This window comes from Oceanicaulis sp., assembly GCF_051859625.1.
Taxonomy (GTDB): Bacteria; Pseudomonadota; Alphaproteobacteria; order Caulobacterales; family Maricaulaceae; genus Oceanicaulis.
This window is the reverse complement of the sequence record NZ_JBHYFH010000001.1, coordinates 1249481-1274395: the sequence shown is the minus strand read 5'-3', so window position 1 is coordinate 1274395 and position 24915 is coordinate 1249481. Positions and strand designations below refer to the sequence as shown.

The following is a 24915-nucleotide window of genomic DNA, read 5'->3' as shown; positions in this document are numbered from 1 at the left end:
TCCACTCGCAGTCGCCATGGAGAAGACGCATAGCACGACGTCCGCATGCCGCGCCCCCGCCTAAGAAAGAAGGGCCGCGCATCAACAGAGAAATCCGCGTACCGCGGGTTCTGTTAATTGATGAATCTGGGGAAAAACAAGGTGAAATGCCAATTGACGCAGCGCTTGAAGCCGCGTCAGAGGTTGGTCTTGACCTTGTAGAAGTTTCGCCGAACGCCAACCCGCCGGTCTGTAAGATCGTCGATTACGGCAAGCTCAAATACCAAGAGCAAAAGAAAAAGGCTGAAGCTCGAAAGAAACAGAAGACCCAGGACGTCAAGGAAATCAAAATGCGTCCGAACATCGACATCCACGATTACCAGGTCAAAACCAAAGCCATGACCCGGTTCTTCGAGGATGGCGACAAGGTCAAAGTCACCCTGCGGTTCCGGGGGCGCGAAATGGCGCACCAGGAACGCGGCATGGATGTGATGAACCGCGTCAAGGCGGACTTCAACGAGGTCGCCAAGGTCGAGTTCGAACCCAAGCTTGAAGGCCGTCAGATGATTATGGTGATGGCTCCGCGCTAGCGTTTACGGACGTTTCGCCGCATCTCGGTTTTAAAAAACCCTATCGCTTTGAGCGGTAGGGTTTTTTCATGCGCCGTTCAGATTCCATCGTCACAATGGTCCTTGCGATTTTTTGAAAAAAGGGTTTGTCGGTCAAGGTTCGATCTGGCCCTTTTAACCAAGCCTGCTTAAGGTATGCGGATGATCCGCAGCTTGCTGCGGGGGAATACGGGGGACCAAATCATGATGAAATCTGCAACGCTGACGGCCAGTGTTATTGCGGCGGCGCTTTTCGCTGTACCGACGGCTCTGGCTCAGGACTTTACTGAGCCGCCCTCCTTTGGTCGGGCGACCTTGAGCGCCGGTTTTTCGCCGGATCCTTATGTGCGCAATCTGACGGCGGGCGGATCGATCCGCGCTCAGGATCGGTTCTCCGATTGCCGCGGTTATATCGCCAATGCGCCGGACTTTTCGGTCAATTACAGCGCCGGCTCTTTCCCGCTGATTTTCTCGGTGGATTCAGACGCAGACACCACGCTGGTCATTAATGGCCCGGATGGTCGCTGGTATTGCGATGACGACGGCGCGGAAAGCCCGCTCAATCCGCTGGTGCGGTTCTCAAACCCGTCTTCTGGCCGGTATGATGTCTGGGTGGGCACCTATCTGAGCGGTTCTGGCGTTCCTGCGACCTTGTTCGTTTCTGAACTCGGCGAGTACACGCGTGACAGCGCAGGCAGCGGCGCGGGCGGCTATGATTATGGCGGCGGCCTGGACATCTCTCTGGCGTCCCGTTTCGCCGACATCACGCTGAATGGCGGCTTCCTGCCCGATCCCTACCAGCTGCGTCTGACGGCGGGCGGTTCGGTTTCGGTCAGTGACGCGCTGGAATATGGCAGTGGTTCCTGCCGCGGCTATGTCACGCGCGAACCCAGTGTCGAGCTTGATTATAACGGCTATGGCGATCTCTACATCTATACGGACGGGGATGCGGACACGACGCTCGCGATCAATGGCCCGGATGGTCAGTGGTATTGCTCTGACGATGAGATCGGCACGGATGCCGGGATCGAGTTCAACAGCTCCACCCGAGGCGTTTATGACATCTATGTGGGCACCTATTCACAGGGTGAGCGTCAGACCACGCTGATGATTTCCGAGATTGAAATGGGCTACCGCCCGTCCCGGAAGTAACCGGTTCGCTGACGCGCCCCAGGCGCGTCAGCGCACACCGCTTTGATGGGGGAGCCGTCAGGGCCGGCAGGAGGATTGCAGGAAACCGAAAGGGTCTTGAGATGCGCTATAGTCTGATCACCGCCGTTGCGGCTGTCGGCATGATCGCCGTTTCCGCACACGCTCAGAATGTTTCATTGAGCCCCACATACGGCACCATCGCGCTCAATAGCGGGTTCTCACCGGACCCTTATGTGGTCAGCCTGGATGCTGGCGGTTCTATTTCCGCCTCCAATATCGGATGTACGGGCTATATCGCCAATGCGCCCGACCTGCGGCTCAATTACCGCGCTGGCGACTCTCTGCCGCTGATCATCTCGGTCAGTTCGGAAGCGGACACCACGCTGGTGATCAACACCCCGAACGGCGGCTGGGCCTGCAATGATGATGGCGGTGAGGGCTCCAACCCGTCGATCCGTTTCAGCGCCCCGCAATCGGGTCAATACGACATCTGGGTCGGGACGTATTCCAGTGGCGGGATACGGTCCGCGGATCTGCATATCTCCGAACTATACAGCCAATAAGTCTAATCAGGGCTCGGCCTGTCCGGACAGGTGACAAGGTATCGCGAGCCCGGCGCCAGATCGACATGATCTGGCCTGTATTTCAGTCCTACAGTGACTGAAATTGAGTTTTCACAGGGGGATCACATGACTGCATCACTGAAATACGCCGCCTCCGCGGCCGTTCTGGGGCTTGCGTTGAATCTGGGCCTGGGCGCGACCGCCGCCGCCCAGTCTTTCTCCGGCGATCCGGCCTATGGCGGGCTGAGCCTGCGCGACGGATCGGTTCAGACCGCCGTGCGAGCAGGCGGCGCCTGGAGCGCGGACCTTCTGAGCCAAGGGTGCTACGGCTACATCACCGAAGCGCCGACGCTGACCGTGGAGTATGCGGGGGGTGAAGACCTGTATCTCTCTGCGGGCGCGGATGAAGACACGATGTTGGTGGTCCGCACCCCGAACGGCGACTTGCATTGTGATGATGACGGCGCAGGCGATCTCAACCCCGGCCTGGTGTTCGCGAAAGCAGAGCGCGGCGTGTACGAGCTGTGGCTGGGCACCTATTCCGCTGGCGTCGGCACGCCTGCGGCCCAGATTCATGCGTCCACAAGCGGTTTTGACACGACGAACCCGTTCAGCGTGTCGCCGAACGCCAGCCTGCGCGCTGACCAGGCCCTGCGCCTGCGTTCTGGCTTTCGCGATGATCCGCGATTGATCGACGTGGTCGCGGGCGGCGAGGCGCGGCTCGAAGAGCTGGGCGATATGTGTTTTGGCTATTCGGGTGAAGCCGCCGATGTGGCGCTCACCTATCGCGCGGGGTCGCTGCCGCTGTACATCGCGATGGAAAGCGACCGCGACGGTGTCTTGGCCGTGCGTACGCCATCGGGCGAGATGCTGTGCAATGACGATGCCGTGGGGCTTAATCCCGGCGTTCATGTCGAAAATCCCGAACGTGGCGAGTATCTGATCTGGACGGGTCTTCTGGGCGACCGGGGCGTGACCGCGGATGGCGTTCTGTCGATTTCCGAGATCGGCTATCAGGGCGTCGACCGGCGTCTGGACCTGACCGAGCCGGCCCTGTTTGGTTCGCGCGCGCTGCGTGCTGGCTTCGTACCGGATCCCATGGCGGTCGACGTGCAGGCCGGCGGGCCGATCGAGGCCAATATGGCGGTGCAGGACGGCGTCGTGTCCGTGGGCTATTGCAACGGCGACGTCACGCGCGCGCCGACCTTCGAGCTCGACTTTGAAGCCGGAGAGTCGCCGCTCTTCATCTCGGCTGTCTCTGATGACGATACGACGCTGGTGGTGAACGGGCCGGATGGCGCCTGGATGTGTGACGATGACAGCGGCGCGGGCCTCAACCCGGTCCTTGAGATCAATAATCCGCAAAGCGGTGTCTATGACATCTATGTGGGACGCTTCTACGGCGACAGCGAGACGTCTCCGGCGACGCTTTACGTCTCCGAGATCGGCGGCGGCGCCGACCCGATCAATTCGCGTGTGGATCTGAGCTTGCCGGCGATGTACGGCGATCATGATCTGGAGGCGGGGTTCGTGCCGGATCCCTACCGGATTTCAGTCCAGGCGGGCGGCCCGCTCGAGGCGAGTTCGTCCGGCATTTCCTCGGATGCGGATTGGTGCAGCGGCAACTACACCGCAGCGCCGACGGCCGAATTGACCTGGAGCGGCGAGAACGGCCCGCTGTCGATCTATGTGGAAGGCGACCGGGATACGACCCTGGCGATCAACATGCCCGACGGCAGCTGGCGTTGTGATGATGATAGCGGACCCGGTCTTAGCCCGGCTCTGCAGTTCGACCGCGCGCTGAGCGGCGTCTATGACATTTATGTCGGCGTGTTCAGCGGCCAGCCGGCTTCTGCGCAGCTGATGATTTCGGAGTTCGACGCGCCGAACGATTAATCGGCGTTGCGACACGGTATAAAAGGCGCCCCGGCCGGTCCGGGGCGCCTTGCATTTTGAGCGGGGGCGCGTATAACCCCCGCTCTTACTCACCAGCCACCCCGGCTTCATCGACATGCCGGGCGGCTGAGAACGCTGGAAAGACTGGTCCTGAACGGCTGGATTTCCCCGCAGGAATGGAGAGCGAAATGTCGAAACTGAAGACCAAATCAAGCGCCAAAAAACGCTTCAAGGTCACGGCCTCTGGTAAAGTGATGGCCGGCCCGGCGGGCAAGCGCCACGGCATGATCAAGCGGACCCCGAAACAGATCCGTCAAAAGCGCGGCACCTCCGCGCTGGCGGCTCCGGACGCTAAAGTCGTCAAGCGCTCTTACATGCCGTACAACCGCTAAGGCGGAACGGCTAAGCCCACCTTTTAAAAAGATTTAGGAGACAGCCCGAATGGCTCGAGTGTCCTCCGGCCCGGCCCGTCACGCCCGGAAAAAGAAAGTTCTTGATCAGGCGAAAGGCTATTATGGCCGTCGCAAGAACACCTTCCGTACCGCCAACCAGGCGGTGGAGAAGGCTGGTCAGTACGCGTATCGCGACCGCCGCGCCAAGAAGCGCACCTTCCGTGCGCTCTGGATCCAGCGGATCAACGCCGCTGCGCGTCTGAACGACTTCACCTACGCCCGCTTTATGGACGGGCTCAACAAGGCTGGCATCGAGCTGGACCGCAAGGTTCTCGCCGATATCGCCGTGCATGAGCCCGAAGCCTTCGCTTCCCTGGTCGCTCAGGCCAAGCAGGCTCTGCAGGGCTAAGTCGGACTTTTTGTTCGACAGCTTGTGACAAGCGCCCGCCTGCAGACCCTGCAGGCGGGCGTTTTTCTGTTTGGAGCAAGGCGATCATGCTTGTGCAACGCGAGGATGGCCTGGAGCTGAGCGATGATCCGGCAAGACTGGATCTTGACCTCATGCATCGGGAGCTGAGCCAGTCCTACTGGTCGCCTGGCTTGCCGCGGTCTGTGATGGACCGCGCGATCACAAACAGCTGGTGCTTCGGATTGTACACGCTGGAGGCCGGGCAGATCGGGTTTGCACGCTTGATCACAGACCACGCCACCTTTGCGTATCTGGCCGATGTTTTCGTGCTTTCGGCCTATCGCGGCGGAACCGGACGCTGGATGATGGACCAGATTTTCGCCCTGCCTGAGCTGGCGCAGTTGCGTCGGATCATGCTGGCCACACGCGATGCACACAGCCTATACGCAGGTATTGGGTTTGAACCCCTAGCCGCGCCTGAAACTTTCATGCAAATCGTACGGCCTGACATCTATTCGAGCCCTACCAAGAGCGACTGATAATGGACGATCTGAAATCACTCGAAACTCGCCTGTCCGCTGACATTGAAGCGGCGTCCGATCTCGCCGCGCTTGACGCCCTGCGCGTGGGGGCGCTGGGCAAGAAGGGCGAGGTGTCCCTGAAAATGCGCGAGCTAGGCAAGATGAGCCCGGAAGAGCGTCAGGTGATGGGCCCGGCCCTGAACGGTCTCAAGGACCGCCTCAACACGCTTCTTGAGGCGCGCAAGACCACTTTGGAAGACGCAGCCCTGAACGCGGCGCTCGCTAGCGAGACGGTGGACGTCACCCGGCCCGTGAAGCGCGAGGCGCAAGGCTCGCTGCATCCGGTGGCGCAGGTGATGGAAGAGCTGGCGGTGATCTTCGCCGACATGGGCTTTGCGGTCGCTGAAGGCCCGGACGTGGAAGACGATTTTCACAACTTCACGGCCCTGAACTTCCCCGAGGATCACCCCGCGCGTGACACTCACGACACCTTCTTCATGAAGGCGGCCGAGGGCGAGACGCCGAAAGTCCTGCGCACGCATACGAGCCCGGTGCAGATCCGCACCATGCTCAACTCCAAGCCGCCGATCCGCATCATTGCGCCGGGCCGGGTCTATCGCTGTGACTGGGACCAGACCCATACGCCGATGTTTCATCAGGTCGAAGGCCTCGTCATCGACAAGGAGACCCATATGGGTCACCTCAAGGGCTGTCTGATGGATTTTGTCGCGGCTTTCTTTGAGACCGACACCGTCGAGGCGCGCTTCCGCCCCCACCACTTCCCCTTCACCGAGCCGAGCGCGGAGATGGACGTGCGCTATGAGCGCGTGGGCGATGCGGTGAAAGTGGGCTCTGGCGACAAATGGATGGAGATCCTGGGCTGCGGCATGGTCCACCCCAATGTGATCAAGTCCTGTGGTCTCGACCCGGACGAGTATCAGGGCTTCGCTTTCGGCATGGGCGTGGATCGTCTCGCCATGCTCAAATACGGCATGCCCGATCTGCGGCCTTTCTTCGAGCCTGATACGCGCTGGCTGAGCCATTATGGCTTCAGCCCGCTCCTGCAGGCGAACCTCGCCACCGGTTTGAGCTAGGAGACCGGCGATGCGGCTCAACTCTGATTATCTGCAGGCCTTCGGCACGCTGGCCGCCGCGATTGCAGCGCTCATTGCGCTGTTTGTCGCCTGGGATCAGGGCCGGGTCATGCGTCAGGAAATCCGCGCCTCGGTCTGGCCCGCTCTGCAGGTGGATGGTTTTTCCACCCAGCGGGACGCTGACATCGTGCAGGGGCTGAACATCCAGAATGCGGGCGTGGGACCGGCGCGGATCGACGCCATCTCCGTCTATTACCAGGACGCGCTTGTGCCTGATCTTGAGGCGCTGTCAGAGCTGTTCCCCGGTCATACCGGTCGCTCCGCCACCAGCGTCACCGGGCGCATTATCGGCGCCGGCGATACGGTGGAGGTCTTCGCCTTCCAGGCGCCGCGCGCTGAAGACGATGACGCGGTCGATATGATGTACGACCTCGCCAGCAATTACAGCGTGGACGTGTGTTATTGCTCGGTTCTGGACGAATGCTGGATCGCGCACACAAGTGGGGCCGCCACCCCGAAACCTGAATCTGTGGACGCCTGCCCTGTCCGTGGCGTCAGCCAACTCTAATTCTCCGACCCTTTGGACCTGACCGATGAAATTCACCTATTCCTGGCTCAAAGAGCATCTGGACACCGATCTGACCCTCGACCAGCTGGACGAGGCGATGACCATGGCGGGTCTGGAGATCGAAGAGATCGAAAATCCCGCCGCCAAGCTTGAGGCGTTCTCCACCGCCTATGTGAAAGACGCTCAGCCGCACCCGGATGCGGACAAGCTGCGCATCTGCACGGTGGAGACCAAAGACGGCGAGAAACAGATCGTCTGCGGCGCGCCCAATGCGCGCGCAGGCATGACCGCCATTTACGCCCCGCTGGGCGCCTACATCCCCGGCCTTGATTTCAGCCTCGACAAGAAACCGCGCAAGATCCGCGGCGTTGAGAGCTATGGCATGATGTGCTCGACCAAGGAGATCGAGGCGGGCGAGGATCATGACGGCATCGCCGACCTGACCGGCGACTGGCCGGTGGGCACCCCCGCCGCCGAGGCGCTGGGCGTTAATGACCCGGTGATCGATTTCGAAGTCACCCCGAACCGGCCTGATTGGCTGGGCGTTTACGGCATTGCGCGCGATCTCGCGGCGGCCGGCGCCGGCACGCTGAAGACCGGTCCGGTTAAGGCGATCCCCGGCAGCTTCCCCTGCCCGGTGACGGTGAAGCTCGACTGGCCTGAAGCCTGCCCGATCTTTGCCGGGCGGGTCATCAAGGGCGTCAGGAACGGCCCCTCGCCCGAATGGATGCAGAAGCGGCTGACCGCGATCGGCATCAAACCCAAGAATCTGCTGGTGGACGTGACCAACTATGTCTCGTTCGACTATGCGCGCCCGCTGCATGTCTATGATCTCGCGAAGATCGGCCCGGTGCTCTACGCCCGTAAGGGCCGGGGCGAGGCGGACCAGCATGTGGCGCTCGATGAGAAGACCTACACCCCGTCCGAAACCCATTGCGTGATCGCTGATGATGAGCGCGCGCTGGGCCTTGGGGGCATCATGGGCGGCCAGTATTCGGGCTGTTCGTCCGAGACGACGGACGTTTTCATCGAGAGCGCCTGGTTTGATCCCGCCATCATCCGCAAATCCGCGCGCGAGCTGGGCATTGAGTCAGACGCCAAATACCGCTTCGAGCGCGGCGTGGATCCCGAAAGCCCGGTCGATGGCATCGAGCTGGCCACCGCGCTGATCCTTGAATATGGCGGCGGCGAAGCCTCTGAGGTCACGGTGTCCGGGGAGTCCCCGGCGCGTCCGGATGACATTGTCTTTGACCCGTTCCGCATCAAGCGCCTGCTGGGCCTTGAGCTCTCTGAAGACCGCATCGAGGCGATCCTGGTGTCTTTGGGCTTCGGCGTCACCCGCGGCGATCGCTGGACGGTCAGCGTGCCGAGCTGGCGGCGCGATTGCTCCCAGCAGGCCGACCTCATCGAGGATGTGGCGCGGATCGCCGGCTATGACAATCTGCCGGTCGTCTCCTTCCGCCGTCCCGAAGGCGAGCGGTTCGAGGCGCCGGCCACGGAGCTGCAAAATCGCGTGCGCGCGGCGCGCCGGGCGGCGGCGAACCGCGGCTATCGCGAAGCGATCACCTGGTCCTTCTGCCGCAATGATCAAGCCGATCTGTTCGGTGGCGTGGGCGACGGGCTTGTTCTGGAGAACCCGATCAGCTCGGAGCTTGATGTGATGCGCCCGTCCGCGCTGGTTCATCTTCTGACCAGCGTTCAGAAAAGCGCTGATCGCGGCTTTGACGATGCGCGGTATTTCGAGGCGGGTCCGATCTATCTCAATGACAGCCCGACCGGTCAGCAGACCGTGGTGTCTGGCGTGCGCCGCGTGGTCGCAGCGCGCGACTGGCGGGGCGAGGGCGCGCCGGATGTCTTTGACATCAAGGCGGACGCCCTGGCGGCGCTCGAAGCCGCCGGCGCCCCGGTTGAGAAGCTGCAAGTGACCGCGGATGCGCGTGAGCATTGGCATCCAGGCCGGTCAGGCGTGCTGCATCTGGGGCCGAAAGTGCTGGCGGAGTTTGGCGAGATTCACCCCAAAACGCTCAAGGCGCTGGATGTGGATGGCCGGGTGCTGGCGTTTGAGGTGTTCCTCAACGCAATTCCGTCCGCAAAGAAGAAAGCCCTCAAGGCGCGCCCGGCGCTGGAGTTGTCTGACCTGATGGCGGTGAAGCGCGACTTCGCCTTCCTGATGGAGGCGTCGGCCCCGGCCGCCGAACTGATCAAGGCCGTGAAGGGCGCCGAGAAACAGCTCATCACCGATGTGGCGCTGTTTGACGTCTATCAAGGCCAAGGCGTGCCTGAAGGCCAGGTCTCGCTGGCGTTGGAAGTCACCATCCAGCCGAGCGACAAGACCCTGACCGACAAGGAGATCGAGGCGATCAGCGCCAAGCTCATCGCCAACGCCCAGAAGGCCGGCGCGAGCTTGCGCGGCTAGAGATATGACAACGCCCCGGAGGCTTGAGGTCTCCGGGGCGCGCACGCCGTCTTACCCATGCAGCAAAGCGTTCGTTAGACCGTCAGGTTCACGCCGCCCTGGGCGATCTCTTGCGGGGTCACTGCGCCGTCAAGATTGTTATCGAGCGGCTGGTTCACGGGCCGGGCGCGCTGGGGGTCTGGCGTGGTTTCGCTCAGCCGGTCAGCGGTTGCGGGGTTGGGATCGGTGCGGCTGATGCCGTCATCGCGGGTGGAAAGTCCGCTCTCGGCGCGCGCGAAACGCGTTTCAAACTGGGTGTTTGGCGTCGTCACCTCAGCTTCGGCGTCATTGACCGTATCGCTCTCAGGGCGAGCGGAACTGAGTCCTGATGCGTTATCGTCATCGTCAGCCTCAGCGGCATCTACCGCCGTCTCGGCGGCGGCGTTGCGCGGGTCAGCGCGGTTCACGGCGCTCGATTGCTCCAGCGCTGCTGTGGTGGGATTGATCGCGTCTGACGCCCGCGCCGCCGGGTTCAACCCGGCTTCAATTGCGTCGCTCTGAACAGGCGCTGTGTCATTGCGCTCAGTCTCGACCGGGCGGGCGGCTTGCGCCTGAGCGTCCTGCGGACGCGTGTCTTCGGTCACGGTGCGGGTTTCAACGGTTTGCGTGTCTAGGCGGCGGGTGTCGCGGGCTTCATCAGCGTTCCGGGCCTCTGCGGCGCGGGCCTGGCGCTCAGCGGTTTCCGCTTCGCGCGCACGGGTCAGCGTGTCGGAAAGCGCGTTTGCACGGGTCTCATTGGCGGCCGGGGCCGGGGCCTCGCGCGTCTCGACTGAAACGTCACGCTCTTCCCGGCTCTGACGCGTCGCGTCCTGTGTGGGCGGGGCGGTCGGCCGGTCCTGTTCGGGGCGGCTTTGCACGCGCGCTTCCTGAGCTTGCAACAGCGCAGCGTTGGTGGAGGCGTCCAGTCGGTCGCCCACCGCCTGTCCGAATCCCTCGGCGGCGGCGGAGCGGGTCTGGCGGTCGTCGCCTGCGCGGTTCTGATCTGTTGCGGATCGCTCCACGGGCGGGACTGCAGCCGCATCGCGTGCGCTGGTCGTGTTGATCAGGGCGGGCTCGGATTCACGGGGCGGGGTTCGATATAAATCAGCGAGATATCCCGCACCGCCTGCAATGTCAGCGACCATGGCGCACCTCTGCACAGCTGGGTTCACTGGGCAGCATACAGTTTTTACGTTTCGAAGGTTCCCCTGACAGGGGATAGTGCTTTCTGAATTCTTAACGGCCAGACCCCAAAAAAGCCCCGAAGCATGAGCTCCGGGGCTTTTCTGTTCGGCGATGAAGCCTAGCCTTCGCTCTCGGCGTCTTCGTCCATCAGCTCTTCCATCAGGAACGTGTATTCGAGCGCCAGACGACGCGCGCTTTCCTGAAGGTTGGCGGCGGCGGAGTGACCGCCCTCCATGTTCTCATAATAGAGGACATCCTGATCCATCTCGTTGAGCAGATAGGCCAGTTTGCGGGCGTGGCCGGGATGCACCCGGTCATCCTTGGTGGAGGTCAGAAGGAAGAGAGGCGGATACTCCACCCCGGTCTCCACATTGTGGAAGGGCGAGATCGAACGCAGGAAGGCGCGCTCTTCGGCGTTCTCGTCAGGGAAGCCGTACTCGTCCTGCCAGCTGGCGCCGGCCAGCAGCGTATGGAAGCGCAGCATGTCCAGGAGCGGCACCTGGCTGATGACCGCGCCCCAGAGGTCCGGACGCTGGGTGTACATCACCCCGGTCAGCAGACCGCCATTGGAGCCGCCCTGAACCGCAAGGTGGTCAGAGGTGGTGACGCCGTCATCAATCAGGTCTTCAGCCACCGCGATCAGGTCATCATAGATGCGCTGACGGTTGGTGCGCAGACCCGCCTGGTGCCAGGCCGGGCCGAACTCGCCGCCGCCGCGAATGTTCGCCAGCACATAGGTGCCGCCGTTTTCCAGCCACATCCGGCCACGGGTGCCCGAATAGGACGGGGTCAGGCTGACCTGGAAGCCGCCATAGGCATAAAGGAGGGTCGGCTGCGGGCCTTCCACGCCTTCAGCATGGACGATGAAGTACGGGATCATCGTGCCGTCGGTGCTTTCCGCCTGGCGCTGCTCGACCACAAGGCCTTCAGCCTCAAACCAGGACGGAGCCGCTTTGGCTGGCTCAAGTTCCAGATCAGCGGACAGGCGATAGAGCGCTTCAGGTTCCAGGAAGCCTTCCACATTCACATAGGCCAGATCGGAATGATCATCAGCGGTGACGATGGAGATCGAGGCGTTCTCAGGCGTTTCAACGCTTTCGCTGGTCCAACCGCTATCAGACCGGGTGAAGGCTTCCAGACCGCCCACCACATTGTCATTGATCACCATCAGCAGATGGTTGGCCGTGGTGGCGACGCTGCCGATGGATTGGCGTTCATTGGGCGTGAACACGACTTCGACAGCCGGAAGCTCGCCGGTCTCGACGAATTCGCCCATGTCAAAGCTGAGGATCGAGCCGGTGGGATAGGTTTGTCCGCCTTCGACCGGGGTCCACTCTTCTTCAATGGAGAAGACGAGCTGGCCGTCAAACAGGGTTTGCGGGCTGGATTTGCGCGGCAGCGGAAGCTTCACCGGTTCGCCGGTCGCTCCATCCGGCAGGTAGAAATAGTCGCTTTCAAAGAAGCTGATCGACTGGGTGGCCATCATGTAGGCCGTGCCGTCCGCCTGTTCGAAGCGGGCGGGCCAGACGCCCACATTGGTCTCATCCCCACGGATGACCTCTTGCGCCTCGTCAATCGGCGTGCCGCGAGACCAGCGTTTCACCACGAAGGGATATCCCGACTGGGTGGCTTCGGCCGGGTCGAGCGCCGTGGCGATCAGCAACGTGTCTTCGTCGATCCAGGCGGTCGAGCCCTTGGTCTCGTCAATAACGAAGCCGTCCTCGATGAACTCGCGGGTCTCCATATTGAACTCACGACGCACGGCCGCGTCAGACCCGCCGTCCGACAGGGTGATCATGCAATGGACATAGCCCGGCGCCAGGCAGTCGCCGCCACGGAAGACCCAGTTATGGCCTTCGGCCTCGCCCAGAGCGTCGAGATCGAGCACCACATCCCATTCGGGATTATCGGTGGCGTAGCTTTCCACGGTGGTTGTGCGCCACAGGCCTTTGACGTGATCAGCGTCCTGCCAGAAGTTCCACAAAACGCCATTGGCGACGCCCACATACGGGATGCGGTCGGTCGATTGCAGAACCTCGAGCGCCTGATTGTAAAGCGTGTCATAGCGCGGATCGGAGGTGAGGCGGTCGAGCGATTGCTCGTTCATCTCGGTGGCGAAGGCGAGGGCGCGTTCGCCTTCGACCTCTTCCAGCCATTCAAGGCTCTCGGTTTCCGCCTGGATGGCGGCGTTCAGCTCGGCGCCCGGCAGATCGGCGGTGTCTGTCACGCCGGACTCCTCAGTATCAGTCATATTGGATGGATCGGACGGCGAACAGGCCGCGAGCGCCAGAACGGCGGCGGCGGCGGACAGGTGATAACCCCAGCGGCGCATCATGCTCTCCCCTTATTGAGCGACTGTGCGCATTCAACAGGGCGTTGGCCTCCGGGTCAAAGTGATACTGTATTACAGGCCGTTTATCTTGCGGCCTGAGCCTCATGCGCGTATCGCTGCCGGTATGAGAGCTTACGCCATGAACGGGGCGGGTAACGCCTTTATCGTCATTGATCGCCGCCATGCGGCCGGCCCGTCCGGCTATTCTGAAACGGATATCGCGGCGATGCTGACGGTGCATGCCTTTGACCAGCTGATTGTTCTCGACCCTTCTGATGACGCTGACGCTGACTTGCGGGTCTGGAACAATGATGGCGGCGAGGTGGGCGCTTGCGGCAACGGCACGCGGGCCGCGGCCTGGTTGTTGTTTGAAGACGGCGTGAAGCCTCATCTTCGTTTCACCTCGGCGGGCGGGCTGATGTCAGCGCAACGCCTGGCCAAGGGTGCGGCGGAAGTGGATCTCGGCCCGGCCCGGCTCGACTGGCGTCAGATTCCGCTTTCGCTTCCCATGGATACGGTGCGGCTCGATTTTGGCGTCAATTTGCCAGACGGCGGACGGCTGGAGGGGCCGGGGGCGGTCTCCATGGGCAATCCCCATGTGGTGTTCGCGGTGGACGATCTCGACAGCCTGCCCATCACCGGGATTGGCCCGGACATCGAGCATGATCCGCTGTTTCCTGAACGTGTGAATTCAGGCTTCGCCCAGGTGCGCGATCGCGATGATATCCGCCTGAAGGTGTTTGAACGCGGCGCCGGACTGACGCTCGCATGCGGCACGGGCGCCTGCGCCGCGCTGGTCGCGCTTCATCGTCAGGGGCTTGCAAACCGCGAAGCGGTGATTGAGGCCGATGGCGGCAAGTTGCCTGTGCGGTGGGACAGCGAGGGCCATGTGCATCTGTCCGGTCCGGTGGAGCTGGAGCGCGAGCTGGATTTGCGGGGCCTCTGATCGGTTCTGAAACTCTAGCCAAGCGCAGTGCAGAGCCGGGGCCTCCATCAGGATAAGGCGCTGTTTGCGGACATAGGTCCCGGGTCTTCGCTTTGCTCGCCCGGGAATTCACGCTCTTCCCCACTGAATGACATGGATAAGTGAGTGAAACTGGACCTGCATGCGTCGGTGCGCGTCCCTCTCCCCTTCCTGAGGGGAGAGGACAGGTGAGGGGTGAGCGGCGCCTGATCCTTCAAGCGCCTGCATGTTGAAGCGCACCCCCTCACCCAGCCTCTCCCCCTTGGACAAGGGGGAGAGGGGCAGGGCCGAGCCGCATCTGCATGAACACTCCAAACGCATACCCGCCTTGCAGACTCCCTTCCCCGCTTGACCCAAAGCCCTCTCAACCCCACTTTGCGCGCCAATGAGCACACCTGTGGAAAACCCTGCCCCGTCCCCTGAAGCTTCAGAGGGGCGCGATGTGGAGATTGTCACTTTTGGCTGCCGGCTGAACGCCTGGGAGTCCGAAGTGATGCGCGATCACGCGCGGGCGGGCGGGCTGCAAGACGCCGTGATCATCAACACCTGTGCTGTGACCAATGAAGCCGTGCGTCAGGCGCGCCAGACCATTCGCCGGATGAAGCGCGAGCGTCCCGACGCGCAGATGATCGTCACCGGTTGCGCCGCCCAGATCGATCCCGAGCAGTTTGCGAAAATGGCCGAGGTGGATCAGGTGCTGGGCAATGCAGAGAAATTGCGTCCTGAAACCTTCAAATCCACCGCTATTTCAGGCGGCGACAAGGTGAAGGTGGATGACATCATGGCGGTCAGCGAGATCGCCAGTCACCTCGTTGATGGTCTGGATGGTCGCGCCCGCGCCTATGTGCAGGTTCAGACCGGCTGTGATCACCGTTGCACCTTCTGCATCATCCCTTATGGCCGCGGCAATGCGCGCTCCGCCCCCGCCGGCGAAGTGGTCGATCAGGTCAGACGCCTAGTGGAGACCGGCCATTCCGAAGTGGTGCTGACGGGCGTGGATATGACCAGCTGGGGGCAGGACCTGCCCGGAACGCCCAAGCTCGGTCGTCTGGTGCGCGCCATCCTCAAGCAGGTCCCCGACCTGCAGCGCCTGCGCCTGTCCTCCATCGACGCCATCGAGATCGATGAGGATTTGTTCCGCGCCATCGCCGAGGAAGAGCGGCTCTGCCCCTATATGCACCTGTCGTTACAGGCGGGCGATGACATGATCCTGAAACGGATGAAGCGCCGCCATTCCCGCGATGACGCGATCGCCCTCGCCCGGCGTTTGCGCGCCGTGCGTCCGGACATCGCGTTTGGCGCGGACCTGATTGCGGGCTTCCCCACCGAAACCGAGGAGATGTTTGAAAACTCGCTTCGGCTGGTGGATGAGTGCGACCTCGCCTTTGTGCACGTCTTCCCCTACTCGCCCCGCCCCGGCACGCCCGCCGCGCGCATGCCGCAGGTGGACCGCGACGTGGTGAAAGACCGCGCCGCGCGTTTGCGCGCGAAATCACAGGAGGCGTTGCAACGCCATCTCGCTTCACGCGTTGGACGGGAGATGACGGTGCTCGTTGAAAAGCCCGGGTTCGCGCGCGCTGATGATTTCTCGCCTGTACGCATGGACTCGACCGCTCGCCCTGGCGCGCGCGTGCGGGCCATGATCACCGGCCATGACGAGAAAGCCCTGTTCGCCACCCCGCTGGAGGCTGCCCTGTGAGCTGGTTCAAATTCGGTTTCGGCAAGAAAAAGAAGAAGGACGAGGCGGCCCCGTCCGAGCTTCCAGCGCTTGATGCGCCGGAAACTGCGGCAGACCCCCAAGCGCCTGCTGAAGCTCCTGTAGAATCCGCGGTCATCGCCGAGATCGAAAAAGCGCCCGAAGCGCTGGACGAGGCGCGCCCGGCGGAGCCTGCGCCTGCGCCGGCGGATCCTGAGCCGGAGCTGGAAGATCGCGCCGAAGCGGTTGTAGAAGACAATTCTCCGAACCCGGATGAAATTACCGAAGCGCCTGCCCAGGCAAGCGGACTCGAGGATCTGGCGGAAACACTGACGCAGCCGGAAGCCGATGATCCGGCTACGGAAGAAACGCCGCCAGCCCCTGAACCCCAATCCGAAGCGACTGAAGAGAAAAAGGGGTTCTTCGCCCGCCTCGCCGCAGGCCTGAAAAAATCCTCCTCGCGCCTCAGCGACGGGCTCAGCGCGATGTTCACTCAGCGCAAGCTCGATCAGACGGCGCTGGATGAACTTGAAGAATTGCTGATCGCGGCCGATATCGGCGCGGCGACGGCGGCCAAGGTGATTGATCGCCTCGCGAAAGACCGGTTCGACAAGGATGTCTCCGACATCGAGATCCGTGAAGCCCTCGCAGACGTGGTCGCCGAAACGCTTCAGCCTTACGAGCAGCCGCTCGACATGACCGGCGAGGCGCCGCGCGTGGTGTTGTTTGTCGGCGTCAACGGCTCGGGCAAGACCACGACGCTGGGCAAGATCGCGGTGAAGATGACGCGTGAAGGCGCGGATGTGATCACGGCGGCGGGCGATACCTTCCGCGCCGCAGCGGTTGAGCAGCTTCAGGTTTGGTCAGATCGCGCCGGGGCGACCTTCATGTCGCGCGATCTGGGCGCAGACGCCGCAGGTCTCGCTTATGACGCCATCCAGCAGGGCCGCACCGATCAGGCGGATGCGGTGCTGATCGACACCGCCGGACGGCTTCAGAACAAGGCCGAGCTGATGGACGAGCTGCGCAAGATCGTCCGGGTGATCAAGAAGATGGACGAAACCGCCCCGCACCATGTGCTGCTGGTGCTCGACGGCACGGTGGGTTCGAACGCCATCTCCCAGGCTGAAGCCTTCATGGAAGCGTCCAAAGTCACCGGGGTCATCATGACCAAGCTCGACGGCACCGCCAAAGGCGGCGCTCTGGTCCAGGTCGCTGAGCGCTTCAAACTACCGATCCACTTTATCGGCGTGGGGGAAGGCGAAGCGGATTTGCAGGCCTTCAAGGCGAAAGAGTTCGCGCGGGCTCTGGCCGGGCTTGAGGGCTAGGGATTACCCCAAACCCCGCACCCAGTCCGGGACGACTTCCGTCGCTGGACCATAATGGTGCTCTTCAAACAGGCCGCTGATCTCGCCCGGCTCCAGCGTCAGTTCGACGGTGTGGGCGCCATTGCGACGGGCTTCACTGACAAAGCCGGCGGCCGGATAGACCGTGCCGGACGTACCGATGGCGACAAACAGGTCGCAGCGGTCGAGGCTTTGATAAATCTGATCAAGCCCCAGCGGCATCTCGCCGAACCAGACCACATGTGGGCGCAAGCCGCCCGCCTTTGTGCAGGCGGGGCACATGCGGTCAATCGCCATATCCTCACGATCAAAAAACAGATGATCACACAGACTGCAGCGGGTTTTCAGGAGCTCGCCATGCATGTGCAACAGGCTCGCCGAGCCCGCCTGCTCATGCAGATCGTCGATATTCTGGGTGACCAGCAGGAAATCTGAGCGCCCGTCCATCATCAAGTTCTGCTCAAGCTCGGCCAGGGCGTGATGGGCGGCGTTGGCTTTGGCGTCCGACAGGTTCGCCCGCCGGGCGTTATAAAAGCCCAGAACGGTTTCTGGGTCATCGGCGAAGGCTTCCGGCGTAGCGAGCTTCATGGGGTCAAACTTCGCCCACAGCCCGCCTTCATCGCGAAACGTGCCCAGCCCGGATTCCGCCGATACGCCGGCCCCGGTCAGGATCACGATGTTCTCATAGCGCGCCATCATCGCCTCAGACGCTGGGGAAGCGGGTGGTGAGCCATCCGAGCATCAGCTCGGACAGCTCGGCGGGGGCTTCGTACTGGGTCCAGTGGCCGATATCCTCGATCACATTCATGTCGAGATCCGAGCACAGCATGGGCATCCAGGCGGCGAGCTTGGGCGGCAGCATGTAGTCGCACTCCGCCGCAATCATCTGGCAGGGCATGGAGAGCCGGTGATCAACGCCGCCCAGGCGCTCCCAGTTCGCATCGAAATTGCGATACCAGTTCATTCCGCCGCGAAAGCCGGTCCGGGCATAGGTCTCGGCGTAGACCTTGCGGATTTCGGGGGGCACGACGCAATTGTCTTCGCTCTTGAGCCCGCCGCGTTCGACGAAATTATCAAACCGCTTGGGCAGATGAGTGATGGAATCGGGCAGCTTTTCGAGATCGGCGCTGGGCGCAGGCGCGGCGAAACTGAAGGCGAAGAAGTCCTCTTCGCGGCCCTTGAAATAGTCGTCCATCGCCTCGTCCTGGAAGGCGACGATGTAATGGTCATCACCACCGCGCTCCTTGAACACATCGGTGGGCGGGACAGAGCCGCGCGGCAGATGCGGCGTGTTCACCCCGATGGCGCCCAGAAAGCGCTCGGGGACCAGACAGGCGGCGTGCCACATCAGAATGCCGCCCCAGTCATGGCCCACCCAGACGGCCTTTTCGATCCCCAGCGCATCCAGCAGCCCGGTGAAATCACCCACCAGATGATCGACGCCATAGGCGTCCACCGGATATGGAACGTCAGAAGCGCCGAAGCCGCGATTGTCCGCCGCGATCACCCGATAGCCGGCGTCCGCCAGATCCTCGATCTGTTGCGCCCAGCTGAGCGCCAGCTCCGGCCAGCCATGCATCAACAGCACCGGCACGCCGTCTTCAGGCCCCGCCAGATGCACCGACAGGCTCACCTCGCCCACATTGATCTTTCGGGCGGGCGGCATGGGCGGGTGAGTCATGGTGTCCTCCGGAGCGCTTTATGAGCGGGTGAGCCCCGCACGTTTTTGTTGTCTCTCGAAGTGTAGAAGCTCGACCACGAACACGGCCAGCCCTGACCAGATGAAAATGAAGGTGGCGAGATAAGCCAGGCTGAACGGTTCGCCATAGGCCAGCCCGACGATGAATTGCAGGGTGGGGGCGACGAACTGCAGCACGCCGATGATCGCAAAGCTCAAGCCCCGGGCGCCGGTCAGGAACAATAAAAGCGGCAGCACCGTCATCGGACCGGTCAGAAACAGCAGACCGGCTTCATAGGGCCCGTCAAAGAAATGCCCGGCCTGCTCGCCGCCCTGAATCTCGAACAGGGTGAGCACCACAATGGAGGGGATCGCCATGATCAGCGTCTCCCAGAACAGCCCCACGCGGGCATCCACCTGCACGGTCTTGCGCACATAGCCATAGGCGGTGAACGTGCCCGCCATGATCAGGGCGAAGATGGGCAGCGTGCCCACGGTGATAATCTGGTTGAGCACGCCCAGCACTGCGAGCCCGATTGCAACAGCGCGCAGGCGCGAGAAGCGCTCATGGGCGACAAACACGCCCACGGCCACATTCATCAACGGGTTGATGTAATAGCCCAGCGAGGCTTCCAGCACATGGCCTGAATTGACCGAGAAGATATAGACCCACCAGTTCGCCCCGATCAGAAGCGAGGTGCACACCAGCAGCAAGAGCGTCTTGCGGTCATTGAGCACGGCGAGCGCCGGGCCGAGCCGGCGGCTGAAATACAAGATCGCGAACAATATGGGCGCGGACCAGACCACCCGCTGCAGCACGATCTCGGTCGGGTTCGCGAACGCCAGAAATTTGTAGAAGATCGGCGACAGGCCCCAGATGAAATATCCGGAGAAGGCCGCGAGGGCCGCCTGCTTGGGGTCAAGGCGTTCGGGCGCGAGGGGCGGCGGCTGGCTCATGAAGGCCATGTAGGCGCGCACGGCGCCCCTGTCATCTCATAGTGCTGCGCCGGTCATGATTTATTCGCGCGCAATGGGCGTCCTTGCCACGAGACGCCCCAGACGCCAGGCGACCCAGACCGCGCTCCACACATTGCCCAGGATCGGCAGGGGCAGGATGAACGCCAGCGCGATCAGCTTGTTGGGTTCAAACACCCAGATCAAAATCGCCAGCAGGACAAAGCCCAGATAGAGGTCGATCAGGCTGACCACGCCCCAGGGCTCAGACACCAGCCAGGAGACCGCCTCAGACAGCGATTGCCCCGCGGTCATCGACGCCCAGACGATGGCTGCGGCGAGCGCGATCGCGCCCAAAGCTGCGATAATCCGAAAACCCGTCATGTCCCGCTCCTCCAATGTTCAAGAGGGTATACGGGCGGGAGGGGAGAGCGGTTCAGCTCAGCTTGTCTTCACGGGTCAGAAGACCGGTGAAACTGGTCACCATGATCGCGATCAATATGGCGCCGAGAAAGCGCTGCAGAATGGTCAGCCAGTAGAGTGCGGAGCCGGTCATCCAGAGCGTCTCGCCCCAGGCCGGGCGCAGATGATTGGGATTGGGCCGCCAGTACCGGTCCATGCCCAGATCGAGCACCGGCACGAACACATCCAGCGAATAGAGGAGCGGATTGAAGTCCGGATAGACCCGCGACAGGAAGGGATCGGCCTGCGCCAAATCCTGAACATTGGTCGCCGCGGTCACGTCATCAGCCTCGGCCCGGATGAAGACCGGCGGCGGATTGGCGTTGGCGTCAGAGGCGGGGCCGGCTGCTGTGTATCCCGCCATAGGGCTATACCCGCCATCGGGCATGGGGCCGGTCCACGCCATCAAGCCATAGATCAGGGCGAAGGCGATGATCACATAGGCGCTGCGCCGCAGGGTCAGCCAGGGGTCAAATCCATAATGCGAGGTGATGTCGAGCACCCAGGACATGAAGACATCAAACCCTCGCGTCGCTTTTGAATATCTGTGATAGCGCCGTCGATGTTCCGCGATCTTGCGTGCCGCGTCATCATGGCCCTGCGCCTCCAGCCGCGCCGCCATCTGACGCCAGGGCTGGGGTTTGAAGTGATCGGCGACGTGGTGGGCGTGCTGACTGAGCAGCCAGCGTTTGCGAGCCTGCGCCGTACTTTCTTCGGCCCCATCGGCGGACCCGCCATTGGGCGCTGCCAGATAGTCATAGGTGAAGCCGTTGAGCTCAAAATAGCCAATATCTTTCCCGGTTTCTGGGTCGCGGCGCGATTGGGGTGTTTTCCAAGTGTCATTTCTGCGCTCCAGCGCGTCCGGCCAGGCGCGTTTATGGTCGCAAAAATGCTCCACATGACACCGGGTCAGGATCACAACGCCCTTGATCTGATGCTGGGGTGATTGCGGCATGTCTAACCGCCCAATCCGAGCGTCGGTAAGATCAAGGACGCGCGGATCGGTGGGGGTCTTAGGCTCATCCTCGGGGTCTGGTGTGTCAGAGGGCGCGGCCTCTAACTGCGCATGCCACGCGGAAATCAGCCTTGCGCCCCTCAGTTCCAGTCGCTTGATCCGGGCTCCGTAATCCCCTCTCAATTGTCCTGTCAAAGTGGCGCCTTTGAGGAAAATTTCAGCGGTTTGGGCGCTGTTGAAATCGCAAATGCCCTTAAGGGTGGCGTTGTTCAAGAACACAATGTCTGCGACCTCTGAGCCCTGTGCGTTGAGGGCGTCGCCGTAATGAGTTTTGAATGTGGCGCCTTTGGCGTTGAATTGCCCGCCGATTTTGGCGCCAGCTATGTTGCACTCTCCGTTCAGTGTGGCGTTACGCAAGTACACACCGTCTGTAATCTTAGCGCTGTGCGCCCTGAGGGCTATGCCATCAGTCGTGTTGAACTTGGCGTCATCGGCGCTGAATTGCCCGCCGATCTTGGCGCGATTGATGGCGCATTGCCCGTTCACTGTGGCCTTGTCCAAGAACGCACTGTCTTTGATTTCAGCGCCCTGCGCTTGGAGGGCTATCCCGCAAGGCGTGTTGAACTTGGTGCCGTTGGCGCTGAATTGCCCGCCGATTTTGGCGCCAGCTATGTTGCACTCTCCGTTAATCCTGGCGTTACGCACGTACACACCATCTGTGATTTCAGCGCCGTGCGCCCTGAGGGCGTCGCCGTCAGGCGTGTTGAACGTGGCGTTATTGGCGCTGAATTGCCCGGTCACATGTGCGCCGGACAGGTTTAGATCTTTCAATGTGCAATGGTTGAAAAATAACCCTCGGGCCTGAGAGTCCTCAATATTCACGCCTTCAGTCAGATATGTACCGGTAAGCGCTAAAGGCCATTCAATCCGGGACTGGCTCAGATCGAGCCTCGTCTCCACGCGCCCGCCTGCAATCCGCACCCCTTTTGACGCCACCGGCCAGGGCGCGCGCCCGTTATAGCTTCGTCCTGTGATCAGCGCCGCCAGCACATTTGCGTCTAGAACATCGGTCTTTTCAAACTCAGCCATTGTCCCCGCGCACGCAGCTTTCACCAGGCGGCGATGCAGCTCATCGAGGCCGTGCAGGTCCGGCTGGCCGTCGCGATGGCGTTTGGGGCCATAGGGCCGCGTCTTTGGATGAGTCATGTTGGTCGCCCTTCCCCTGTGGGTTGCAGGTTAGGGCGCAAAATCGTGATGGCCAAGATGGTTAAGGGCTTCGCTCGGCAAGGCGGGCGGTCCGGATTACTCCTCGACCTCGCAGCTGTTCACCCGCTCACGCTGGTTTTGCGGGAAGGTTCCGATCCAGCACTGGTCGAAGACCGAGCAATAACAGACCTGAATATCGGTCTGCCATCGGGCGGCGTTCAGCCGTTCCCAATACGCGCGATCGGGCGTGTCTTCGGGCGGCCGGGTGAAGGCGATGAATGCGTGCTCATCATTGGGCGCCAGCAATTGCGGCGCGACGGGACTGGTGAGCACCTGATTGGTATCGAAAATGCGCTGCATGACCACGATCCGCTCCTCGGGATCATCGTCATGGCCTTCGACAAGGCTGGCGAAATAGGATCCGGGGCCGGGATAGGTCACGCCCTCATGGATGAAGTGCATCCAACGGATATCGACGGGACCGAGACCGCGATTTCCTATGATGAAGCTCAGCCGGTAGACTTGCTGATCGCTGTCGTAATTGCCGTGGGCGACGGTGGGGATGGGCAGCACGCTGGCTTCCAGCTGGCGCTGCATGATCACGCCCTGGAACACCGCCACAAACAGCGAGGCGACCGAGATCATCGTGACGGCGATCGCCACGATGATCTCGATCACACGAATGCGGCTTGAGCGCATGTATGCCTAGTCCCGGTCGGCGTCGGCCACTTCGGGCGGGGTTTTCGGCTCGTAGGGGACATCGGCCGGGTGACGGTAGATGTCCTCGTCCAGCTCGCCTTCCCATTTGGCCACCGCCGTCGCCACCGTAGCGTCGCCGGTGACGTTCAGCGCCGTGCGGGCCATGTCCATGATCCGGTCGACGGGCAGGATGAAGCCGACAATTATCGCCACCTGCTCGGGGCTGACGCCGAAGGTATCGAGCACGATCGCCAGCAGGAAGAGCGAGGCCGACGGGATGCCGGCTGCGCCGATGGAGACGATGGCGGCGGTGAAGGCGATGAGGAAATAGTTGGCGAGCGTCAGGTCATAGCCGAACGCCTGGGCGGTGAAGAGCGCCAGAATGCCCAAATACAGCGCCGTGCCGTCCATATTGATGGTCGCGCCCAAGGGCAGGACCGAACCGGCGATGGAGCGTTTGACGCCAAGATTTTCCGTGGCGTTGGCGATGGTGACGGGCAGGGTCGCGCTGGAGGAGGCGGTGGAATAAGCCACCGCGATGGCGTCCAGCATGCCGCGAAGGAAGTTCATCACCGGCAGGCCGAGCACGAAGCGGATGAAGCCGCCATAGACCAGCACCGCATGGGTCAGAAGGCCCAGATAGACCGCCGCGATCAGGATCGCGATGGAAGCCAGCGCTTCAAGGCCTTGTGAGGCGACGGTGTGGCTGACCAGGGCGAACACGCCGAACGGCGCCACTTCCATCACCAGATGGGTGACTTTCAGGACCACATTGGCCGCCTGGGTGAACAGATCGCCCACCAGCTTGCCGTCGCGGCCCGCCATCAGGACGCCCACGCCCAGAAGCACGGCGAAGAAGATGATCGCCAGCACGTCGCCGTCTGCGAGCGCGGCCACCGGGTTTTCCGGCACGATGCTCAACAGGCGTTCGACCAGGGTCGGCGCTTCGCCGGACACAGGAACGGCGTCCGCGCCGCCCAGATCCACACCCTCGCCGGGGCGGAAGGTCAGGCCGAAAATGATGCCGATGATGTTGGCGAAGAAGGTGGTGGCGAAATAGAGCGCCATGGTCTTCAGACCGATGGAGCCGAGCTTTTTGGGATCGCCCAGCGCCACGACGCCGGAGACCAGGGTGGTCAGGATCAGCGGAACAATGAGCATCCGGATCAGGCTGATGAACAGATCGCCCACCGGCTTGATGAAGGTCGCCAGCCAGTCCGCGGCGGCGGGACCGCCCATGACCTGGCTCAACACGCCGCCGAAGATCACACCGATCACCAAGGCGCCCAGCACGCGCTGCCACAGCGCGATCTTAAACCAACCTCTCATACAGGCCCCTCCCCGGCGGCTCTCATATCAGAACCGCGCCAGCCTAAGCCCGGATGCGATCAGGTCAACGATCTGACGCCGTAAGGGGCTACGAATATTATCAGGATTTGGGATGAGAGGCGGCCTGGCCGATGGCCTTCAGCCCGCCCATGCGCACGCCATAGACCAACCAGATGACGCCGATGATTAACAGCCAGGGCGAGACGGCGAAGGTTGGATTGATGCGCGAGACGATGACCAGGAGAGCCGCCAGACCGATATGCCCGATCACGACCCGCCAGCGCAGGTCGCGATAGCTTTCCGCGGTCCGGATCGTCGCCTCTGAAAACCAGCGCCAGGCCCGGTTCACACCGCCGGAATCGCGGGCGCGACGCGTGTTTTCGGACTGGTCAGGTTGATAGCTCATATTTTCAGGATACGGACTTGTTCGGAGCGTGTCAAAAGACCGTGATCGCCTGCGCTCCATAAAAAAACCCGCCGGAGCGGCCTGATG

At 62.2% G+C, this 24915-nt stretch carries 23 protein-coding genes; 13 read left to right on the top strand and 10 right to left on the bottom strand.

The features are described from left to right. Positions 1-29 precede the first annotated feature (29 nt). The 10 genes from infC (at position 30) to pheT (ending at position 9598) form a co-directional block, all read left to right on the top strand. On the top strand, positions 30-569 hold the full coding sequence (infC, locus tag ACTIGF_RS06125; protein WP_040705371.1) for a translation initiation factor IF-3: 540 nt from the start codon (positions 30-32) through the stop codon (positions 567-569). A gap of 222 nt (positions 570-791) precedes the next feature. After that, the gene (locus ACTIGF_RS06120; RefSeq protein ID WP_439636019.1) at positions 792-1739 is read left to right on the top strand and encodes a peptidase; all 948 of its coding nucleotides are present in this window, start codon (positions 792-794) and stop codon (positions 1737-1739) included. A 101-nt stretch (positions 1740-1840) separates the two neighbouring features. After that, positions 1841-2302 (top strand): peptidase S1, encoded by a 462-nt coding sequence (locus ACTIGF_RS06115; RefSeq protein ID WP_439636018.1) that lies wholly within the window; start codon positions 1841-1843, stop codon positions 2300-2302. A 126-nt stretch (positions 2303-2428) separates the two neighbouring features. After that, positions 2429-4198, top strand: a complete 1770-nt coding sequence (locus tag ACTIGF_RS06110) for a hypothetical protein (protein WP_439636017.1) — start codon at positions 2429-2431, stop codon at positions 4196-4198. A 188-nt stretch (positions 4199-4386) separates the two neighbouring features. Next, entirely contained in the window at positions 4387-4590 is a 204-nt protein-coding gene (rpmI, locus tag ACTIGF_RS06105) for a 50S ribosomal protein L35 (protein ID WP_028284624.1), read from the top strand. A 49-nt stretch (positions 4591-4639) separates the two neighbouring features. Then, the gene (rplT, locus tag ACTIGF_RS06100; RefSeq protein ID WP_439636016.1) at positions 4640-4999 is read left to right on the top strand and encodes a 50S ribosomal protein L20; all 360 of its coding nucleotides are present in this window, start codon (positions 4640-4642) and stop codon (positions 4997-4999) included. Positions 5000-5085: 86 nt separating this feature from the next. After that, complete coding sequence (locus tag ACTIGF_RS06095; protein ID WP_439636015.1) at positions 5086-5538, top strand: GNAT family N-acetyltransferase; 453 nt, start codon at positions 5086-5088, stop codon at positions 5536-5538. 2 nt (positions 5539-5540) lie between these two features. Continuing rightward, positions 5541-6614 (top strand): phenylalanine--tRNA ligase subunit alpha, encoded by a 1074-nt coding sequence (gene pheS, locus ACTIGF_RS06090; RefSeq protein WP_439636014.1) that lies wholly within the window; start codon positions 5541-5543, stop codon positions 6612-6614. A gap of 10 nt (positions 6615-6624) precedes the next feature. Further along, a complete protein-coding gene (locus ACTIGF_RS06085; RefSeq protein ID WP_439636013.1) occupies positions 6625-7182 on the top strand; it encodes a hypothetical protein in 558 nt (185 codons plus the stop codon). A 25-nt stretch (positions 7183-7207) separates the two neighbouring features. Next, a complete protein-coding gene (gene pheT, locus ACTIGF_RS06080; protein WP_439636012.1) occupies positions 7208-9598 on the top strand; it encodes a phenylalanine--tRNA ligase subunit beta in 2391 nt (796 codons plus the stop codon). Between the two features lie 74 nt (positions 9599-9672). Here the strand turns inward: pheT and ACTIGF_RS06075 are convergent, their stop codons facing one another. Both ACTIGF_RS06075 and ACTIGF_RS06070 read right to left on the bottom strand, forming a co-directional pair. Then, positions 9673-10761 carry a hypothetical protein gene (locus tag ACTIGF_RS06075; protein ID WP_439636011.1) on the bottom strand — a complete coding sequence of 363 codons (1089 nt, stop codon included), beginning with the start codon at positions 10759-10761 and terminating at the stop codon, positions 9673-9675. Between the two features lie 158 nt (positions 10762-10919). Then, positions 10920-13136 (bottom strand): prolyl oligopeptidase family serine peptidase, encoded by a 2217-nt coding sequence (locus tag ACTIGF_RS06070; protein WP_439636010.1) that lies wholly within the window; start codon positions 13134-13136, stop codon positions 10920-10922. Positions 13137-13272: 136 nt separating this feature from the next. Between ACTIGF_RS06070 and dapF the strand changes: the two genes are divergently transcribed. The 3 genes from dapF to ftsY all read left to right on the top strand — a co-directional run bounded on the left by dapF (position 13273) and on the right by ftsY (position 17121). Next, positions 13273-14079: a diaminopimelate epimerase gene (gene dapF / locus ACTIGF_RS06065; RefSeq protein ID WP_439636009.1), complete on the top strand. Its 807-nt coding sequence runs from the start codon at positions 13273-13275 to the stop codon at positions 14077-14079. A 403-nt stretch (positions 14080-14482) separates the two neighbouring features. Next, positions 14483-15796: a tRNA (N(6)-L-threonylcarbamoyladenosine(37)-C(2))-methylthiotransferase MtaB gene (gene mtaB / locus ACTIGF_RS06060; protein WP_439636008.1), complete on the top strand. Its 1314-nt coding sequence runs from the start codon at positions 14483-14485 to the stop codon at positions 15794-15796. Continuing rightward, positions 15793-17121: a signal recognition particle-docking protein FtsY gene (gene ftsY / locus ACTIGF_RS06055; protein WP_439636007.1), complete on the top strand. Its 1329-nt coding sequence runs from the start codon at positions 15793-15795 to the stop codon at positions 17119-17121. The genes mtaB and ftsY overlap by 4 nt, the downstream gene beginning before the upstream one ends. Positions 17122-17124: 3 nt before the next feature. Here the strand turns inward: ftsY and ACTIGF_RS06050 are convergent, their stop codons facing one another. The 8 genes from ACTIGF_RS06050 to ACTIGF_RS06015 all read right to left on the bottom strand — a co-directional run bounded on the left by ACTIGF_RS06050 (position 17125) and on the right by ACTIGF_RS06015 (position 24828). Continuing rightward, positions 17125-17835, bottom strand: a complete 711-nt coding sequence (locus tag ACTIGF_RS06050; protein ID WP_439636006.1) for an NAD-dependent deacylase — start codon at positions 17833-17835, stop codon at positions 17125-17127. A 7-nt stretch (positions 17836-17842) separates the two neighbouring features. Next, a complete protein-coding gene (locus ACTIGF_RS06045; protein ID WP_439636005.1) occupies positions 17843-18820 on the bottom strand; it encodes an alpha/beta fold hydrolase in 978 nt (325 codons plus the stop codon). 18 nt (positions 18821-18838) lie between these two features. Beyond that, positions 18839-19795: an EamA family transporter RarD gene (rarD, locus tag ACTIGF_RS06040; protein ID WP_439636004.1), complete on the bottom strand. Its 957-nt coding sequence runs from the start codon at positions 19793-19795 to the stop codon at positions 18839-18841. A gap of 39 nt (positions 19796-19834) precedes the next feature. Next, a complete protein-coding gene (locus ACTIGF_RS06035; RefSeq protein WP_439636003.1) occupies positions 19835-20155 on the bottom strand; it encodes a hypothetical protein in 321 nt (106 codons plus the stop codon). A 52-nt stretch (positions 20156-20207) separates the two neighbouring features. After that, positions 20208-22394, bottom strand: a complete 2187-nt coding sequence (locus ACTIGF_RS06030; RefSeq protein WP_439636002.1) for a hypothetical protein — start codon at positions 22392-22394, stop codon at positions 20208-20210. A 96-nt stretch (positions 22395-22490) separates the two neighbouring features. Continuing rightward, entirely contained in the window at positions 22491-23093 is a 603-nt protein-coding gene (locus ACTIGF_RS06025) for a hypothetical protein (RefSeq protein WP_439636001.1), read from the bottom strand. Positions 23094-23099: 6 nt separating this feature from the next. Further along, entirely contained in the window at positions 23100-24422 is a 1323-nt protein-coding gene (locus ACTIGF_RS06020; RefSeq protein WP_439636000.1) for a dicarboxylate/amino acid:cation symporter, read from the bottom strand. Positions 24423-24522: 100 nt separating this feature from the next. Then, a complete protein-coding gene (locus ACTIGF_RS06015) occupies positions 24523-24828 on the bottom strand; it encodes a hypothetical protein (RefSeq protein ID WP_439635999.1) in 306 nt (101 codons plus the stop codon). Between the last annotated feature and the right edge of the window lie 87 nt (positions 24829-24915).